Here is an 18,217-nt window from a genome sequence, read left to right on the forward strand (position 1 = left end):
TGGGCCAGCCTAGCTGGCGGGCATGTCTTCCAAATCCTCCGGCGGCGCCCTGCGCCTGGTCCTTGGCGACCAGCTAGCCGCGTCCCTCTCGGCGCTCCGCGATCTCGATCCCGCCGCCGACACGGTGCTGATGGCCGAGGTGATGGAGGAGGCGACCTATGTGCGCCACCACAAGCAGAAGATCGCCCTGACCTTCGCGGCCATGCGGGCCAGGGCCGAGGCGTTGCGGGCGGAAGGGGTGACGGTTCGCTATGTCTCGATCGACGATCCGGACAACAGCGGCTCCATCGCCGGGGAGATCGGCCGGGCGATCGACGCGGTGTCGCCGGCGCGCGTGGTGCGCACCGCCAGCGGGGAGTGGCGGCTGGAGGCGCTGCTGACCGCCTTCGAGCAGACGCAGCGGCTGCCCTTCGAGGTGCGGGAGGACGACCGGTTCCTGTGCAGCCGCGCGGACTTCACGCAGTGGGCGGAGGGCCGCAAGGGCCTGACCATGGAGTGGTTCTATCGGATGATGCGCCAGCGGACCGACCTTCTGATGGACGGCGACCAGCCGGCCGGCGGGGTGTGGAATCTGGACCATGACAATCGTCACGGGCCAGCCAAGGGCCTGCGTCCGCCGACCAACCCGCGGACGCCCCCGTCGGCCGCGACGAAGGCCGTTCTGGCGCAGGTCGCCGCCCGATTCGAGGGTCACTTCGGGTCGCTGGAGGCCTTCGCCTGGGCGACCACGCCTCAGGAGGCGCAGGCGGAGTTCGACTGGTTCCTCGACCACGCCCTGCCGGGCTTTGGCCAGTGGCAGGACACGATGATGAGCGGCGAGACCTGGATGTGGCATGCGGGGATCTCCACCAGCCTGCACCTTGGCCTGCTCGATCCGCTGGCCGTCTGCCGGGCCGCCGAGGGCCGCTGGCGGGATGGGCGCGCGCCGCTGAACGCGGTCGAGGGGTTCATCCGCCAGATCATCGGCTGGCGCGAGTTCGTCCGGGGCGTCTACTGGCTGAAGATGCCCGAGTACGGCCTGCGAAACGCCCTGGAGGCCGACCGCGCGCTTCCCTGGTTCTATTGGTCCGGCGAGACGGACATGGCCTGTGTCGCCGACGTGGTCGACCAGGTGCGCGAGCACGCCTACGCCCACCACATCCAGCGGCTGATGGTCACCGGCAACCTGGCCATGCTGCTGGGCGTCGCGCCGGCGGAGATCAACGACTGGTACATGGTGGTATTCGCCGACGCCTATGAATGGGTCGAGCTGCCCAACACCCATGGGATGGCCACCTTCGCCGACGGCGGCATCGTCGGCTCCAAGCCCTATGCGGCGAGCGGGGCCTACATCAACCGGATGAGCAACTACTGCCGGGGATGCCGCTACGATGTGAAGGGGCGGCTGCAGGACGACGCCTGTCCGTTCAACGCCCTCTACTGGGACTTCCTGGATCGCCACGAGGCGCGGCTGGCCGCGTCAGGCCGGCTGCTGATGCCCTACAAGACCCTGTCGCGGATGGATCCGGAGGAGCGCCGTCGCATCCGCGCCAAGGCCGAGGCGACTCGCCAGGCGATGGGCGCCGTGCCCCGCGAGGCCTAGGCCCGCGCCAGGCCCAGCTGGATAACATTGGTCCGGCCGCTGCGCATCCCGGCCTCGCAATAGGCCAGGTAGAACCGCCACAGCCGCCGGAACCGCTCGTCGAAGCCCAGCGCCCGCACCTGCTCCCACACCCCGTCGAAGGTCCGCAGCCACTGGTTCAGGGTGTCGGCGTAGCATTCCCCGAACCGGTTGATCCCTGTCCAGCTCAGGCCCGCCTTGTCGGTCTGTTTCTTCAGAGCCTCTTCGCCCGGCAGCATGCCGCCCGGGAAGACATAGCGCTGGATGAAGTCGGCGTGGCGGCGATAGTGGTCAAACAGATCGTCGCGGATGGTGATGATCTGCAGGCCGGCCCGACCGCCCGGCGAGAGCACGTCGTGGATCTTGCCGAAATAGGTGGGCCAGTATTCCTCGCCCACCGCCTCGAACATCTCGATCGAGGCCACCCGGTCGAACCGGCCATCGACGTCGCGATAGTCGATCAGCTTGATGTCGGCCTTTTCCGCCAAACCCTGGTCAAACAAGCGCTTACGGGCATAATCGTACTGCGCCTGGGAGATGGTGATGCCGGTCACCTTGGCGCCGACCTCCTTGGCCGCAAACTCGGCGAACCCGCCCCAGCCACAGCCGATCTCCAGCACCGTCTGGTCGGTTCTAAGGTCGATGGAGCGGGCGAGGGCGGCGTACTTCTCCCGTTGAGCCTCTTCGAGCGTCTGGTCGGCGCGCTCGAACCGGGCCGAGCTGTAGGTCATCGTCCGGTCCAGCCACAGCTCATAGAAGCTGTTGCCCAGGTCGTAGTGGGCATGGATGTTCTTGCGCGAGCCCTCGCGGGTGTTGGGCCGCAGGAAATGCAGCAGATTGTTGTAGGCCTTGACCAGCGGGTTGCCGGCCATGATGCGGGCGATCTGGTCGAGGTTGAAGGTGAAGGCGGTCAGCAGCGCCGCCAGGTCCGGCGTGTCCCATTCGCCGGCCATGTAGCCTTCGGCGAAGCCGATGTCTGCGCCGGACATCACCCGGCCTATGGCCTTGTAATCCTTGACGATCAGTTCGGCCTGCGGTCCCGGCTGGCTGCCCCGGAAGGTCAGCCGCTGGCCCTGTGGCATGACCACGTCCAGCGCCCCGACGGTCCAGTTGTTGCGCAGCACCTTCATCGCCGTGCGGAAGGCCGCCGGCGCGCGGCGGAAGTCAGGCGTTTCCCAAACGGATGCGGCGTTTACGGCGAATTCTGTCATCTTCGCTCCGCTCACTTTTCTCAATTGTACCATTGTTTTCCGGTTGCGCGAGACCAAGGGGCTCGCCAGCGCTGAGTCCGGCTTTGGGGCCCGGCGCCCGGAGGCCGAACGGGGCGCCCTTGAGAAACAAGCGAAGTGCTTCCCAATGGATCGCCGCCACGACTTTCAAGGTCATCAAAGGAATGGACCAGAACAACGCCGCAAGTCGTTGATCGGTCAGCGGTTCACGGGTCGCCGCTTGGGTGGCGACGAAGTCCGGCTTGCCGCCTACCGCCTTAACGATTCGCAGGTCGAAGGTCTCACCAGGCGCGGCGATGTCGAACCGGTACTCGCCCTCGACCTTGTAAAAGGGCGAGACATAGAGCCGCTTGGCCGCCCGCTGCACCTGCCGCTCACCGTCCGTGGCCGGAATGACGTAGGCGTGGGTCTGGCCGAAGGTGTTGTTCACCTCATAGACCACCGCCTCCAGCCGCCCGTCGGCCGCGTGGACGAAGAAGAGCGACAGCGGGTTAAAGACGAAACCCAGCACGCGAGGGAAGCACAGCAGGCGGATGGTCGCCGCGCTCGCCCGGACCCCCGCCTCCGCCAGGGTCCGCTCCACCCACGGCCGCAGGTCGGCGCTGACCCGGTCGCCATGGTCGCGCGGCTCGAAGCTCATCACCCCGAACCGGCCGAGCCGCATAAGCTTCAGGCCGGCGAAGGCCTCCTCCAGCCGGTCGACATCGACCAGCAGCTGGAACAGCCGATAGCGGAACTCGTGAGGCCGTGGCGCGAACCGCCGGTGCCAGGTGTCCCCGACATAGAGGGCGGCAGGTCTCACGCCGCGGCCCGCTCGCGACCGACGGTGGATTGGCCCTCAAAGCCTGCGACGCGGTGGTCGACGAAGTCCCACGGAACCTTGCCGCCGAGCTCCAGCGCCACTTTGACGCCAGAGGTGATGCCGTCTTCATGGAAGCCGTAGCCCAGCCAGGCGCCGGCGTACCAGACACCGCCGCGGCCCTGGATCCGCCCGATCCGCCGCTGGGCGGCCAGGGCGGGGGTGTCGAACTGCGGGTGGTCATAGTCGAATTCGGCGATGACCAGAGCCGGGTCGGCGGGCGGGCCGTTGAGGGTGACGAACAGCGGCTCCGACGTGGTGAGCATCTGAAGGTTGTTCATCCAATAGGTGACATAAGGCTTTGAAGTCGCCCGGCTATCGCCGATGTAGTTCCAGCTGCCCCATGCCTGTCGCCGCACGGGCATCAGCGCCGGGTCGCGGTGCAGAACCGCGCGATTGGCCGAATAGCGGACGGCGCCGAGGAAGGCCCGCTCCTCCGGGCCTGCATCGGCCAGCAGCTTCAGGCTCTGGTCCGAGTGACAGGCCAGAACCACCTGGTCAAACCGCTCGACCCCGCCGGCCGTCTCGACCAGAACGCCGCCGGGAACCCGCCGCACCGCCGTGGCCGGACTGTTCAGCCGCACCCGGTCGCCGAGGATCGCGCCGATCCGCTGGACATACTCGCGGCTGCCGCCAACCACGGTCTTCCACAGCGGCGGGGTGAACTGCAGCAGGCCATGGTTGGACAGGAACCGCAGGAAGCTCTCGGCCGGAAAATCGCCGATCCGCCCCTCGGTGGTCGACCAGATGGCGGCGCCCATGGGCAGAAGATACTGATCGCGGAAGCGCTCGCAGAAGCCGCGCAGCTTCAGGTAGGCGCCCAGCGACATGTCCTTCATATCGGCCTTGAGGAGGTCGTTGCGCGCCAGGTCGTTGAACCGCTTGATGTCGTGCAGCATCCGCAGGAACGAGGGGTTCAGCAGGTTGCGCTTCTGGGCGAACACCCCGCGTGGGAAGTTGGACGACCACTCCACCCCGCCGCCGGCGCAGGCGAAGCTCATGTCGGTAGGCCGCGTCTCGACGTCCAGGCTGTCCAGCAGCCCCACGAGGTTGGGATAGTTGCTTTCGTTGTAGACGATGAAGCCGGTATCGACCGCCACCGCCTCGCCGGCGCAGTCGACCGTGACCGTGTTGGCGTGACCGCCCAGCCGGCTGTCCTTCTCGAACAGCACGACCTCGTGGGCATCCTTCAACGCCAGGGCCGCCCCCAGACCCGCTACTCCTGAACCGATTACTGCGATCTTCACCTGGGGTCCGTCTCCGTCAGGCAGCCTTAAGGGCCGCATAAGCTTCCAGCGCGCGAGCCCGGGCCATGCCGTGATCGACAATCGGTTCCGGGTAGTCACGGCCGAGCACGACATCTGCCCGACCCAGCACTTCAGATACGGCCGTCCACGGCGCATGGATGACCGAGTCCGGCAATTTCGCCAATTCAGGGACCCAGCGCCGAACATAGGCGCCGTCCGGGTCGAACCGCTGGCCCTGTACGATCGGGTTGAAGATGCGGAAGAAGGGCGAGGCGTCGGCGCCCGATCCTGCCACCCACTGCCAATTTCCGGCGTTCTGGGCAACGTCGGCATCGACCAGCGTGTCCCAGAACCAGGCCTCGCCTCGCCGCCAGTCGATCATCAGGTCCTTGATCAGGAAGCTGGCCGCGATCATTCGCACCCGGTTGTGCATGAAGCCGGTAGCCCACAGCTCCCGCATTCCTGCGTCAACGATCGGATAGCCGGTCAGGCCTTTCGACCAGGCCTCGAAGCCGGGCTCGTCCTTGCGCCAATCCAACTGGTCGAACTGCGGCTTCCAGGCCTTGGTCGGCAGGTCGGGGTTGTGGAAGATCAGATGATGGTTGAACTCGCGCCAGCCGAGCTCGGCCAGGAACTTCTCGACCTGGCTATGGGAGACACCCCGCGCCGCCGCATCCTGCGCCGCGCGCCAGACCTGCCGGGGGCCGATCTCGCCGAAATGCAGGTGCGGCGACAGGCGGGATGTACCGGCCCGGTCCGGCCGATCCCGGTCGGTGGCATAGTGGTCGACCGCACCGTCCAGAAAGTCGTGCAGCGCTTCGCGCGCCCCGGCCTCGCCCGGCGTCCAGTCGAACCCGCCCGACCAGTCCGGCCCGCTCGGATGCAGGCCCCAGTCGGCCAGCCGCTCGCTCTTGGGCCACTTTGCCGGCGCCGCGAGCTCGGCAGGCGCGCGGTGCAGCACGAAGCTGCCGACCCGCGCCGACGCCGCCCGCCAATAGGGGGTGAACACCTTGTATGGGCCGCCTGAGCCGGTCTCGACCTCCCAGGGCTCGTTCAGCAGGGCGCTGTTGCAGGACAGGCATCGGACGCCGCCACCTGTAAGCTTCGCCTTGATCGCCTTGTCCCGGGCGATGGCGCCGGCGTCATACAGCCGGTTCCAATGCACCGCCTCCGCGCCCGTCTCCCGCACCAGCTCGTCGAGCACCTTGCCCGCCTCGCCCCGCCGCAGGATCAGCCGCGAGCCCCGCGCTTCCAGTTCGGCCTCCAGCGCCTTCAGCGACTTGTCCAGCCACCAGAGCGAGGCGCCGCCCATCGGCCGAACGCCGGGCGTCTCGTCGAGGATGTAGACGGGGATTACCGTCCCCTCGATGGCGTGCAGGGCCGGATTGTCCGCGAGGCGAAGGTCCTGGCGAAGCCAGAGGAGGGTGGTTGGCGTAGTCACGCCACGGCTACGCACCAGGCGCCGGATCGGATCACCGCGACCCGCTTGACCGCCCCCGCGTCAAAGCCCACACCCTGCCGCCCATGGACCTTGCCGGCCTTCAAAAGCTCCTCGACGCCGTCACCGGCGCCCGCGTCGCCTGCGTCGGCGATGTCATGTTCGACCGCTTCGTCTACGGCGATGTCAGCCGCACCAGCCCCGAGGCGCCGGTGCCCGTGCTGGCGCTCGGGCGCGAGACGGTCATGCTCGGCGGGGCCGGCAACGTCGCCCGCAATGTCGCCGCGCTGGGCGGCAAGGCGGCCCTGGCCGGCCTCATCGGTGATGATGCCTCCGGCAAGGAGGCCCTGCGTCTGATCGCCGACGAGCGCGGCATGGAATCCCACTTGGTCACCGACCCCGCCCGACCGACCACGGTCAAGACCCGCTACGTCGCCTCCGGCCAGCAGCTGCTGCGCGTCGATTCGGAAGACGCCTCGCCGGCCGTCCGCGAGCTCGAAACCAAACTCGCCAATGCCGCCCGCCATGCCGCCGAGGGCGCCGGCGCCATCCTGCTGTCCGACTACGGCAAGGGCGCCGTGACCCAGAAGGTCATCGAGGCCTGCCTAGAGGCCCGCGACAATGGCGCCGTGCTGATCGTCGACTCCAAGGCCCGCAGCTTCGCCCGCTACGGCGCCGCCGACCTGGTCAAGCCCAATGCCGCCGAGCTGGCCCGCGCCACCGACCTGCCTACCGACACCGACGAGGAGGTCGAGGCGGCCCTGGCCCGCGCCCTCGACCTGTCCCGCTGCGAGGCGGTGCTGGTCACCCGCGCCGCCAAGGGCATGAGCCTGGCCGTGCGGGGGCAGGGGGTTCGCCACTTCCCCGGCCGCCCGCGCGAGGTGTTCGATGTCTCCGGCGCCGGCGACACGGCGCTGGCCGCCCTCGGCCTGGCGCTGGCCGCGGGCCAGGCGATGGACGACGCCGTCGCCTTCGCCCTGCTGGCCTCCGGCGTAGTGGTCGAAAAGGCCGGCACCGCGACCGCCAGCCCTCGCGAACTGGTCGAGGCGGAGATCGCCGCCCGCTTGGCGCCGGCCGAACTGAAGCTGGCCAGCCCAGCCGCCATGGCCGCCCAGGCCGCCGAATGGCGCAAGCAGGGCCTCAAGGTCGGGTTCACCAACGGCTGCTTCGACATCCTGCACAAGGGCCACGTCGCCTACCTGGCCCAGGCCCGCGCCTGGTGCGACCGGCTGATCGTGGCGGTCAACAGCGACGCCTCGGTGCGCAAGCTCAAGGGCGAAGGCCGTCCGGTCAACGACCTGGAATCCCGCGCCGTGGTTCTCGCCGGTCTGGCCCACGTCGATCTGGTCACCGCCTTCGACGAGGACACCCCGATCAAGCTGATTGAGGCCGCCCGTCCCGACGTGCTGATCAAGGGCGCCGACTACACCGTCGAGGGCGTCGTCGGCCACGACCTGGTCCAGGGCTGGGGCGGAGAAGTGAAGCTGGCCCCCCTGGTCGACGGCTATTCGACCACCGCTGCAATCGCCCGGATGACCGGGAAGGAGTCCTGAAATGACCCGCCGCATCGTTTTCGTCACCGGCGGCGCCGGGTTCATCGGCTCCAACATCGTCGCCAAGCTCTGCGAGGACCCGACCCTCGACGTGGTCGTCTGCGACTGGCTGGGCACGACCGATGGCGGCAAGTGGCGCAACATCGCCAAGCACCCCATCGGCGACTTCGTGCCGCCGGAGGAGATGTTCGAATGGCTGGAAAAGCGCTGGCGCGACGTCGAATGCGTGATCCACATGGGCGCCATCAGTTCGACCACCGAGGCCGACGCCGACAAGATCATCCAGACCAATTTCTGCCTGTCGCGTGACCTCTACCGCTGGTGCGCGGATCGCCAGCGCCGCTTCATCTATGCCTCCAGCGCCGCCACCTACGGCGATGGCCTGACCGGTTTTGAGGACAAGGACGATCTCGAAAGCCTCAAGGCCCTGCAGCCGCTCAATGCCTACGGCTGGTCCAAGGCCCTGTTCGACGTCTTCGCCGCCCGCCAGGCGGCCCGCGACTACAAGCCGCCGCAATGGGTGGGCCTGAAGTTCTTCAACGTCTACGGCCCCAACGAGGCCCACAAGGACAGCATGAAGTCGGTCGCCGCCCAGATCTTTCCGAAGGTCCGCGCCGGTCATACCGTCCAACTGTTCAAGAGCCACAACCCCGACTATCCGGACGGAGGCCAGCTGCGCGACTTCGTCTACGTCCGGGATGTGGCCGAGGTCATCGAATGGCTGGTCGCCACCCCGACCGTGAATGGCATCTACAACCTCGGCTCCGGCAAGGCCCGCAGCTTCGCCGAGATGGCCCAGGCCGTCTTCGAAGCGGCCGGCAAGCCGCCGCTGATCGACTACGTCGACATGCCAAAAGGCATTCGCGATAAATATCAGTACTTTACGGAGGCTCGCATGGACCGCCTCCGCGAGGCGGGCTACCCGGGCCAGTTTACGCCGCTCGAGGATGGCATCGCCGAGTACGTCTCCAGATACCTCGCCGCTAGCGACCCCTATCGGTAGCCGGGGATGGTCGATGTCCTGCTGCTGATGCACGACGACACGACCACCGAGCCGGTCGGCTGGGACGACTATTTTACGCGCCTGAACGAGCTTGGCGTCTTCCGCGGCGGCAGCGCCATTGGCGTGGGCGACGCTTTCCGCAAGGCCGGGACGGCCGGCCCGGTCGCCGTCCGCCTGACGGGCTACATCCGCGTCGAGGTCGCCAGCCTCGCGGCCGCCGGCGACCTGCTGTCCGGCAACCCGACCTACGAAGCCGGCGGCACGGTCGAAATCCGCGAGCTGCCCCGAGACGATGGCTGACCTCCGCACATTGCGGAACCCGCTGAGACCTTTGTCCCACCCACGGCAATTGCGGACAGGCGCCTAACCCTGCGTCACGATTGCCCATGGGTCTCGTGGGCGTAAACTCGCTCCCAACAAGTTCGAAAGGGAGCACGTCATGGTCGGCATCGCCGCCTGGGGGGCCTACGTCCCGCGTCTTCGGCTGAGCCGCAAGGCCGCCGCCAGCGCCAACAGCTGGGTGGCTCCCAACCTGATGGGCAAGGCCAAGGGCGAGCGGGCCATGGCCAATTGGGATGAGGACGCCCTGACCATGGCGGTCGAGGCCGGGCGCGACGCGCTGGGGCCGGGCGACGACCGTAGCCACATCGACGGCCTGTGGTTCGCCTCCACCACCGCCCCCTTCGCCGACCGCCTCAACGCCGGCATCGTTTCCGCCGCCCTGACCCTGGACCGCCGCGCCGCCGCCGCCGATGTCACCGGCTCGCAGCGCTGCGGCCTGACCGCCCTGGCCCAGGCGCTCAACGCCGTGAAGGCCGGCGCCGCCAAGACCGGCCTGGTCGTCGCCGGTGATCACCGCCGCGCCCGCGCCGCCTCGCCGCAGGAGCTGGACAACGGGGACGGCGCCGCCGCCTTCGTGGTTTCCAACGACAATCCCGTGGCCGAACTGCTCGGCCACGGCGTCCACACCGCTGACTTCGTCGACCACTTCCGCGGCGCCGACGCCGACTTTGACTACCAGTGGGAAGAGCGTTGGATCCGCGACGAGGGCATCGTCAAGTTGGTCCCACTCGCCGTGAAGGATGCGCTGACCGAGGCGGGCGTCGAAGCCGGCGCGGTCACCCACTTCTGTTTCCCGTCAGTGTTCGGCGGCATGGCCACCACCCTGGCCAAGCGGCTGGGCATTCCGGCCGAAGCGGTGCGTGACAATCTTGCGGGGGTCATGGGCGAGTCCGGCTGCGCCCACGGCCCGGTCATGCTGGCCCACGCCCTGGAAGAGGCCAAGGCCGGCGACGTCATCCTGGTCGCCCAGTTCGGCCAGGGCGCCGAGGCCTTCGTCTTTAAGGTCACCGAGGCCATCGCCGACGCCCGTCCGGCGCGCGGCGTATCCGGTTCACTCGCCGATCGAAAAGAAGAGACCAACTATCTGAAATTCCTGTTCTTCAACGATCTCGTCGAATGGGATCGGGGCATGCGAGCGGAGAAGGACAACAAGACCGCCCTGACCACCCTCTACCGAAACGAGGACCAGATCCTCGGTCTGGTCGGCGGCAAGTGTCGCGAAACAGGCGTGGTGCAATACCCCCGCACCCGCATCTCGGTGTCGCCCAACAACCCGACGGTCGACACCCAGGACCCCTATCCCTTCGCCGAGCGCAAGGCGTCGGTCCTGACCTATTCTGCCGACTTCCTGACCTATTCGATGAGCCCGCCCAACCACTATGGCACCATCGTCTTCGAGGGCGGCGGCCGCATCTTCATGGACATCACCGACGTCGAGCAGGGCGACGTGGACACCGGCCTGCCGGTGAAGATGGTCTTCCGCCTGAAGGAGGTCGATGAGAAGCGCGGCTTCCGCCGCTATTTCTGGAAGGCCGCCCCCGACCGTTCCGCCCAATCCAGCACCGCCGCTATCGCGGCCGAATAGGAGACTCCCTCATGGCCAGCGGCATCAAGGACAAGGTCGCCATCCTTGGCATGGGCTGTTCGAAGTTCGGGGAGCGGTGGGACGCCGGCCCCGAGGACCTGATGGTCGAGGCCTACCTTGAGGCCATGCAGGACGCCGGTATCGAGCCGACCCAGCTCGACGCGGCCTGGTTCTCGACCCACATCGACGAGGTCGGGGTCGGAAAGGGCGGCACCCCGATGAGCCTGGCCCTTCGCCTGCCCAACATCGCTGTGACCCGGGTTGAGAACTTCTGCGCCGGTGGGTCCGAGGCCTTCCGGGGCGCGGTCTATGCGGTGGCCTCGGGCGCGGCGGACATCGCCATCGCGCTCGGCGTCGAGAAGCTGAAGGACACCGGCTACGGCGGCCTGCCGACCGGTCAGGCGGGCACCCTGATCCCGCAAACCGCGCCGAACGGCTCGGCGCCGGGCAACTTCGCCCAGCTGGCGTCCGCCTACCGCGCCAAGCACGGCGTCTCCAAGGAAGACCTCAAGCGGGCCATCGCCCATGTCTCGGTCAAGAGCCACGCCAACGGGGCCAAGAACCCCAAGGCCCACCTGCAGAAGGCGGTCACCGAAGAGCAGGTGCTGAATGCCCCGATGATCGCCGAACCGCTCGGCCTGTTCGATTGCTGCGGCGTGTCGGACGGCGCAGCGGCGGCCATTGTCACCACCCCCGAGATCGCCCGGGCGATGGGCAAGAAGAACCTGGTCACCGTGAAGGCCATGCAGCTGTCGGTCTCCAACGGCTGGGAGAGCCAGTACAACGGCTGGGACGGCAGCTACTTCCACACCGCCCGCATCGCCGCCTCCAAGGCCTATCGCGAGGCGGGCATCGAGCGGCCGCGCGAGCAGATTTCGATGATGGAGGTCCACGACTGCTTCAGCGTCACCGAGCTGGTGACCATGGAGGACCTGCATATCAGCGCCGAAGGGCAGGGGTGGAAGGACGTGATGAACGGTTTCTTCGACGCCGACGGCGGCATTCCCTGCCAGATCGACGGCGGCCTCAAATGCTTCGGCCATCCCATCGGCGCGTCGGGCCTGCGGATGCTCTACGAGATGTACCTGCAGCTCCAGGGCCGGGCCGGGGAGCGGCAGCTGGCCAATCCGGTGTTCGGCATGACCCACAACCTCGGCGGCTCGCCATCGACCAACGTCTGCTCTGTGGCCATCGTGGGCCAAGAGGGGGCTTAACCCTCTCCGCCGGGCGTGCGAGGTTAGGGCATGCCGCCGTGGCTTACAGGACGCCGACTCTGGATCGCGCTGGGCGCCGTGGCGCTCGCGGCCATCCTCGCCCTGGCGTGGATGGTCTACGGCGTCGATGTGCTGCGCGCCTCTCTCGACCCGCGCGTGCCCTTCCAGACCTACGATCCGCCGACCGCTCCGCCCTATGACCAGGCCCGCGCCTGGGCCCTGCTGCCGGCTGCGCCGGACAAGCCGCGCTATGACGATCCGCCGGCCGATGTCTTCTTCATCCATCCGACCACCTATGACGGGGGCGACCACTGGAACGCCCCCTTCCGCGACGGGCGGGCCACCCGGCTGACGCGGGAGGTAATGCTGCCCAACTACGCCGGACCCTTCGCCAAGGCCGGCCGGGTGTTCGCCCCCCACTACCGCCAGGCCAGCCTCTACGCCCAGCTGACCCTGCGCGAGGACGCCCGCGAGGCCCGCGCCTTTGCCTATGAGGACGTTCGCAATGCCTTCCGGCTGTGGAAGGCCAGGTACGGGGGCCAGCGGCCCTTCATCCTGGTCGGCGTCGAGCAGGGCGGCCTGCTGGCGGCCCGGCTGTTGGCCGAGGAGATCGCCACGGACCCGGCCCTGATGAAGCGCATGGCGGCCGCCTACCTGATCGAGACCGTTGTCCCCGCCGAAGCCTATGGCCCGACCCGCCCGCCACAGGCCTGCACCCAGCGTCGGGAGGCCGGCTGCGTGCTGGCCTGGAAGTCGGGTTCGGCCATCGAGCGAGGACGCATCTCCGAGCGCTCCCTGGTCTGGGGCCCCAACGGGACCCTGGTGAACCTTGGCGGCCGCACGCCCCTCTGCGTCAACCCACTGACAGGCTCGACGACAACCGCCCCTGCGCCCGCCGAAGCCAACCTCGGCGCCGCTAACGCCGCCGGCCTCGGCTGGGGCGAACGGCCGCCGCTGGTCGCCCGGGCCGTGGAGGCCCGCTGTGACGAGGGGATCCTGAAGGTGTCACGCCCGAAAGCCGCGTCGTTGCGACCGAAGGGCGGCTGGGCGGAGAAGCTCAGGATGCCCCCCTATAACCTGTTCTACGGCGACCTGGAGGCCGACGCCGGCGCCCGCGTCGCCACTTTGCTCGGCATCCCGGACATCGCCAACGCCGCCCCGCCCATCACCCAGTCGATCAGTGTGCGGTCGGTGCCGACGCGTCGGATCGACTGAAGCGCCGCATCCGGCCGGTCAGTCGCTGCCGCCGCCAGCCGCTTCAATGGCCTCTTCGATCTCCCGGCGGACCCAGATCGGCCGGGCGACATAGCGCATCGGGGTGCTGCCTGAGCCGGTGCCGTGGACATAGACCGAGCCATAGTCGAACACTCGGCCGAGCAAGCCCTGGTCGACGGTGACCGACTCGATCTTGCCGAGGCGCTGCTCGATGGTGCGCCGGCCGATCAGGCCCCACTTGGCGACCACCTTGCGGTCGGTGACGGCGATCTCGGTCGTCAGAAGGTACACCAAGGCATAGACCACGTTGACGACGCAGACGATGGCGACCACGCCGACCGGGATCCAGACCGGTAGGGAGATATCGGCCTGGGCCAGCCAGGCGGCCAGCACACCCGCCTGGACGAACCCGAGGGCAACCGCCAGGACGACCAAGGTCGATAACGCGGGAAACAGGATTCCCCAGTGGACCTTGACGACGGCCCGGATGCTCTCGCCCGGCGCCAGGTTCGACGTGATGTAGCCCATGCAAACCCCCAACGGTTGGAGCGTATTTGAACAGGTTCTGGCCGTTCATCCATCCCCGTTTGCGGTATCTCAGCCGCCCGCCTGCTTCAGCCCCGCGTATTGCGGTTGGTCGATACGGACCTGGTCGACGATGGAGGCCTTGAGGTGGGCCAGCAGCTTGGCGTCGGTCGGGGCGATCTGGCCGTCCCGGATTTTCGCGCAGAGTTCTCCGTTCAGGCTGGTCCAGTCCCCATCATGGCCGAGGAGGTCGCGCAGGCGCTCGACCTGAGCGTCCTCGGCGGGCTGGCCTGCGGCGATCTCGCGCTTGATGGCGTTCAGGGCGTTGACGGCGACCCGGGCGTGGAAGGCGTCGCGGTCCTTGAGGTTGGGGGCGGCGCGTTCCTCGATGAAGCGGACGACGCTTTCCAGGAGTTCGATGCTGGTCGGATGGGTGATCACCGGGCGGCCTCCAGGAGGTTGACGAGGTCGATTTCGGTCTCGCTGGTCCGGCGGCCGATCATGGCGCGTTCGACCGAGGCGTCGGAGCCCGTGGCGTAAGCCATGTACATGGTCAGGCACATGCAGCCCCACTTCAGGGAGCCCAGCATCTCCCAGTAGAGCACGCGCTCCAGAGGGATGGGTGTCCCGCCGGCGGCCTCGTAGCCCTCCAGCAGGTCGGCGTAGTCGCCGAAACCGCCCACCGGCTTGTCGCCGCCGAACCGCCAGCTCCGCGTGCAGATCCAGCCCATGTCCTCGGCCGGATCGCCAAGATGTGCAAGCTCCCAGTCGAGCACGCCGACCAGGCCCTTGTCCGGGTGGACCATGATGTTGCCGTTTCGGAAATCCCCGTGGACAAGAACCGGTCGGTCCACCGTGGGGGCGCGGTCCTTCAGGTAGCGGATGGCCGCCTCGAAGATCGGTCGCTCGGCGCCGGAGGTGCGGTACACCCCTTCGTATTTTTCGATTTCGAGCAGGGCGCTGGAGGTGGCCAGCGGCGGCAGGCCTTCGGTCGGCACGCCGTGGATGGCGGCCAGGGCGGCGCCGCAGTCGCGGGCCAGGGTTTTGCGGACCTCGGCGAAGGGCGGGTCGCGAGCGATGCGCTTGCCAAGGGTCTCGCCCTCAAGGCGGGCCATGACGTAGGCCTCGCCGATCTCGCTGCCCGGCGCGCTCTCGGCCAGCACTTGGGGCACGGCGGCGCCGCGGGCGGCGGCCGCGCGGATCAGGGCGGCCTCGGTGGCTAGGGGCACGGCATTACCGCTGCCGGTGGGGCTGGGCGGCTTGCGACGCAGGATCAGCGGCGCGCCGGTGTCGGTCTCGAAGGCCCAGGTTTCCTGGCTGGCCCCGCCCGACAAGCGGCGCAGGTTCACAATCGTAGTTGCGCCCGGCCCCAGCTGGGGGGCGATGGCGGATAGGGCCTGTTGCAGATCGTCCATGGTTTCGATTCCGTCCCTTCACCCACCGTCAGTCAACCTTGCACGGACCCGTCCCCAAGGTTAGGGAGACCCCGCTTTCCTCCTGCACGAAGGAGTCAACCATGCAGGCCACCGCTATCCGGTAGTCCGTCCGGCGCCAAAGGCAGCGCCGCACCGACAGTCCACCGCCGCCATCGGCGCGCGGCGCGACGCCTCATGACTCCGATCGAAAGCACTTCCATGACCAGAAGTCTCTGGCGCCATGCCGACTTCCTGAAATTGTGGGCGGCCCAGGCCGTCTCCGCGTTCGGCGCGCGGATCACCCGCGAAGGCCTGCCGCTGGCCGCCATCCTCACCCTCGACGCCAAGCCGGCGCAGCTTGGCCTGCTCGCCGCGCTCAGCATGGGGCCGGGGGTGATCCTCGGCCTGTTCGCCGGCGGCTGGGCCGACCGCAGTTACCGCCGGCCGATCCTGATCGGCTCGGACCTGATCCGAGTCCTGATGCTGCTCAGCGTGCCCATTGCCGCCTGGATGCACTGGCTGACCATGCCGCAGCTCTATGTCGTCGCGGCGGTAGTCGGGGCGGCCAGCCTGATGTTCGCCATCGCCGACCACGCCTACCTGCCGGGCCTGATCGGGCGGGACCAGCTGATGGACGGCAACACCAAGCTGGGCGTCACCGAATCGGTGGCGGAGATCGGCGGACCGGCCCTGGCCGGGGTGCTGTTCCGCGTGCTGAGCCCGCCGTTCGCCCTGCTGGTCAATGCCGCGACCTACCTGGTTTCTGCGCTGTTCCTGTTCGCGATCCGCACGCCGGAACCGCCGCCGGAGGTGATGCCCAAGGCGCGGCATCCGTTCGAGGACCTGGTGTTCGGGTTCACGGCGATCCGGGACCAGCCGCTGATGCGGCCGCTGCTGACCATGACCGTGTTGCAGACGCTGTTCAGCAGCTTCTTCGCCGGGCTGTACCTGCTGTTCGCCATCAAGACGCTGGGGCTGTCGACGCCCTTGCTTGGGGTGATCATTGCGGTCGGTGGCGTGGGGGCGCTGCTGGGCGCCCTGATTGCCCCTCGGGCCGTGAAGTGGCTGGGCCTTGGTCCGGCCATCCTGTGGCTCGGACTAGCGGGTGCGATCTCGGCGGCCTTCATACCGCTGGCCCCGGCGACGGTGGTCGGCGGCGCCGCTGTGCTGATCCTGGGCCAGATCTTCGGCGACGCCCTGGCCGTGGCGGCGATGATCCCGGCCGGAACCCTGCGCCAGTCAGTGTTTCCACCCAGCCAGTTGGGTCGTACCGGGGCGGTGTTCCATGTGGCGCGCGGGGCCATGTCGGTGGTCGGCGCCCTGCTCGGCGGGGCGGCGGCGCAGGTCTTTGGGGTGCGTGAGACGATGTGGGTGGCGGTGGCTGGGATGGTGGTCTCCGCGCTGATCCCGTTCGCTTCGCCGCTGCGGACGCTGAAGGCACTGCCTGATTGAGGCGGGGACTGGTTCGCCGCCGCGCCGATATTGACGAAGGGAGCGCCGGCTTGGCTCGGCGTACCTGTCCCCGATCGCGCCAGATCGGGGACAGGTACGCCGGGTAGGGGCGGCGCCCTGATCGGCCGCGGCGGGGAAGCGGCGAACCAGTCCCCTTGGCCTTTCGCCGACCGCGAGGCGGCGAACCAGTCCCCTGCGGTCAGCCGGCGTCACCGGAGCCGCCCGGTTTCCAGTCGAACAACTCCTGAAGCAGGCGCATGCGCTGGCCGCGCTCGCCGGTCAGGTCCGGGTCGCGGGCCAGGACCAGGCGGGCATCGTCGGCGGCCACGGCGATCAGGTCGCGGTGGGCGGAGGGGTCGGCCAGGCGGTAGGCGGGAAAGCCGCTCTGCTTGAGGCCCAGCGGGTCGCCGCCGCCGCGCAGTTCCAGGTCGCGCTCGGCGATCTCGAAGCCGTCGTCGGTGCGGCGCAGGATGTCGAGGCGCTTCTCGGCGATGTCGCCCAGCGGCGGATCGTAGACCAGCAGGCAGGCGCTTTCCCGCCGGCCCCGGCCGACGCGGCCGCGCAGCTGGTGCAGCTGAGCCAGCCCGAAGCGGTCGGCGTGCTCGATGACCATGATGGTGGCGTTGGGCACGTTGACCCCGACCTCGACCACGGTGGTGGCGACCAGCACGTTGAGCCGCCCCTCGGCGAAGGCGGCCATGGCTTCGTCCTTCTCGGCGGCGGGCATCTGGCCGTGGACCAGGCCGACGCCGGCGCCGAATGCCTGGCGCAGGGCCACGGCGCGTTGCTCGGCGGCGGCGAGGTCGCTTTCCTCGGACTCGGCGACCAGCGGGCAGATCCAGAAGGCCTGCGCGCCCTCCGACACGGCCTTGCGCAGGCGGTCGACCACCTGCGGCAGGCGGGGGGAGGGGACGGCGGCGGTGGCCACCGGCGTGCGGCCGGGGGGCTTTTCGTCGATGCGGCTGACGTCCAGGTCGCCGAAGACGGTGAGCTCCAGGGTGCGGGGAATGGGGGTGGCCGACATGGCCAGCAGGTGGACGGCGTCGCCCTTGTCCTGCAGGCGCTTGCGCTCGTTGACCCCGAAGCGGTGCTGTTCGTCGATGATCGCCAGGCTGAGGCCCTTGAACCTCACCTCGTCCTGGAACAGGGCGTGGGTGCCGACGGCGACCCCGGCCGTGCCGTCCATCAGGGCCATCAGCTTCTCGGCGCGGACCCCGCCCTTGTCGCGACCGGTCAGCAGGACGACGCGGATACCCTGCGCCTCCAGCATCGGGGCGATGGTCTCGAAATGCTGGCGGGCGAGGATTTCGGTGGGGGCCATCATGGCCGCCTGGCGGCTGGCGTCGAGGATGTCGGCCATGGCCAGCAGGCAGACGATGGTCTTGCCGGAGCCGACGTCGCCCTGAAGCAGCCGGCTCATCCGCTCGCCGGCCTGGAGGTCGCCGCGGATTTCGCTGAGCGATCGGATCTGGGCGCCGGTCAGCTTCCAGGGCAGAGCGGCTTCCAGGCGGTTGGCGAGCTGGCCCGGGAGGATGGCGGG

16 protein-coding genes are annotated in these 18,217 nt (G+C 68.6%); 8 read left to right on the plus strand and 8 right to left on the minus strand.

All coding sequences use genetic code 11. The features are described from left to right. Window positions 1-22: 22 nt before the first annotated feature. Window positions 23-1,582 carry a cryptochrome/photolyase family protein gene (locus tag GVN21_RS09580; RefSeq protein ID WP_166574506.1) on the plus strand — a complete coding sequence of 520 codons (1,560 nt, stop codon included), beginning with the start codon at window positions 23-25 and terminating at the stop codon, window positions 1,580-1,582. Here GVN21_RS09580 and GVN21_RS09585 read toward each other — a convergent pair. Genes GVN21_RS09585 through GVN21_RS09600 form a run of 4 tightly spaced genes read right to left on the minus strand, consistent with a single transcriptional unit; the run spans window position 1,579 to window position 6,376 of the window. Continuing rightward, a complete protein-coding gene (locus GVN21_RS09585) occupies window positions 1,579-2,811 on the minus strand; it encodes a cyclopropane-fatty-acyl-phospholipid synthase family protein (protein ID WP_166574507.1) in 1,233 nt (410 codons plus the stop codon). The two genes, GVN21_RS09580 and GVN21_RS09585, sit on opposite strands and share 4 nt — an antisense overlap. Next, a complete protein-coding gene (locus GVN21_RS09590) occupies window positions 2,765-3,631 on the minus strand; it encodes a DUF1365 domain-containing protein (RefSeq protein ID WP_166574508.1) in 867 nt (288 codons plus the stop codon). The genes GVN21_RS09585 and GVN21_RS09590 overlap by 47 nt, the downstream gene beginning before the upstream one ends. Then, on the minus strand, window positions 3,628-4,935 hold the full coding sequence (locus GVN21_RS09595; protein ID WP_205690011.1) for an FAD-dependent oxidoreductase: 1,308 nt from the start codon (window positions 4,933-4,935) through the stop codon (window positions 3,628-3,630). The genes GVN21_RS09590 and GVN21_RS09595 overlap by 4 nt, the downstream gene beginning before the upstream one ends. A gap of 16 nt (window positions 4,936-4,951) precedes the next feature. Next, complete coding sequence (locus GVN21_RS09600) at window positions 4,952-6,376, minus strand: deoxyribodipyrimidine photo-lyase (protein ID WP_346764240.1); 1,425 nt, start codon at window positions 6,374-6,376, stop codon at window positions 4,952-4,954. Between the two features lie 83 nt (window positions 6,377-6,459). Between GVN21_RS09600 and rfaE2 the strand changes: the two genes are divergently transcribed. The 6 genes from rfaE2 (at window position 6,460) to GVN21_RS09630 (ending at window position 13,285) form a co-directional block, all read left to right on the plus strand. Next, entirely contained in the window at window positions 6,460-7,926 is a 1,467-nt protein-coding gene (gene rfaE2, locus GVN21_RS09605) for a D-glycero-beta-D-manno-heptose 1-phosphate adenylyltransferase (RefSeq protein WP_166574511.1), read from the plus strand. A 1-nt stretch (window position 7,927) separates the two neighbouring features. Continuing rightward, window positions 7,928-8,929 carry an ADP-glyceromanno-heptose 6-epimerase gene (gene rfaD / locus GVN21_RS09610; RefSeq protein ID WP_166574512.1) on the plus strand — a complete coding sequence of 334 codons (1,002 nt, stop codon included), beginning with the start codon at window positions 7,928-7,930 and terminating at the stop codon, window positions 8,927-8,929. A gap of 6 nt (window positions 8,930-8,935) precedes the next feature. Then, a complete protein-coding gene (locus GVN21_RS09615; protein WP_166574513.1) occupies window positions 8,936-9,229 on the plus strand; it encodes a hypothetical protein in 294 nt (97 codons plus the stop codon). A 139-nt stretch (window positions 9,230-9,368) separates the two neighbouring features. Beyond that, entirely contained in the window at window positions 9,369-10,856 is a 1,488-nt protein-coding gene (locus tag GVN21_RS09620) for a 3-oxoacyl-[acyl-carrier-protein] synthase III C-terminal domain-containing protein (protein ID WP_166574514.1), read from the plus strand. A gap of 11 nt (window positions 10,857-10,867) precedes the next feature. Next, window positions 10,868-12,070: an acetyl-CoA acetyltransferase gene (locus tag GVN21_RS09625; RefSeq protein WP_166574515.1), complete on the plus strand. Its 1,203-nt coding sequence runs from the start codon at window positions 10,868-10,870 to the stop codon at window positions 12,068-12,070. A 30-nt stretch (window positions 12,071-12,100) separates the two neighbouring features. Next, entirely contained in the window at window positions 12,101-13,285 is a 1,185-nt protein-coding gene (locus GVN21_RS09630) for a DUF3089 domain-containing protein (RefSeq protein ID WP_166574516.1), read from the plus strand. Between the two features lie 18 nt (window positions 13,286-13,303). Here GVN21_RS09630 and GVN21_RS09635 read toward each other — a convergent pair whose 3' ends face one another. From GVN21_RS09635 to GVN21_RS09645, 3 genes are all read right to left on the minus strand, one after another. Then, complete coding sequence (locus GVN21_RS09635; protein ID WP_166574517.1) at window positions 13,304-13,813, minus strand: PH domain-containing protein; 510 nt, start codon at window positions 13,811-13,813, stop codon at window positions 13,304-13,306. A gap of 69 nt (window positions 13,814-13,882) precedes the next feature. Further along, window positions 13,883-14,251 carry a DUF6285 domain-containing protein gene (locus GVN21_RS09640; protein WP_166574518.1) on the minus strand — a complete coding sequence of 123 codons (369 nt, stop codon included), beginning with the start codon at window positions 14,249-14,251 and terminating at the stop codon, window positions 13,883-13,885. Next, window positions 14,248-15,225: a phosphotransferase family protein gene (locus GVN21_RS09645; RefSeq protein WP_166574519.1), complete on the minus strand. Its 978-nt coding sequence runs from the start codon at window positions 15,223-15,225 to the stop codon at window positions 14,248-14,250. Before GVN21_RS09645 ends, GVN21_RS09640 begins: the two co-directional genes overlap by 4 nt. Window positions 15,226-15,444: 219 nt before the next feature. Here GVN21_RS09645 and GVN21_RS09650 point away from each other — a divergent pair, with 219 nt between their 5' ends. Next, window positions 15,445-16,677, plus strand: coding sequence for an MFS transporter (locus GVN21_RS09650; protein ID WP_166574520.1), 1,233 nt, complete (start codon window positions 15,445-15,447; stop codon window positions 16,675-16,677). A 199-nt stretch (window positions 16,678-16,876) separates the two neighbouring features. On the opposite strand, the gene GVN21_RS09655 is transcribed toward GVN21_RS09650, so the two are convergent. Then, the coding region (locus GVN21_RS09655) for an ATP-dependent DNA helicase RecG (protein WP_166574521.1) at window positions 16,877-18,217 on the minus strand (1,341 nt) is incomplete at its 5' end.

This window comes from Caulobacter sp. SLTY (assembly GCF_009905535.1).
GTDB lineage: Bacteria > Pseudomonadota > Alphaproteobacteria > Caulobacterales > Caulobacteraceae > Caulobacter.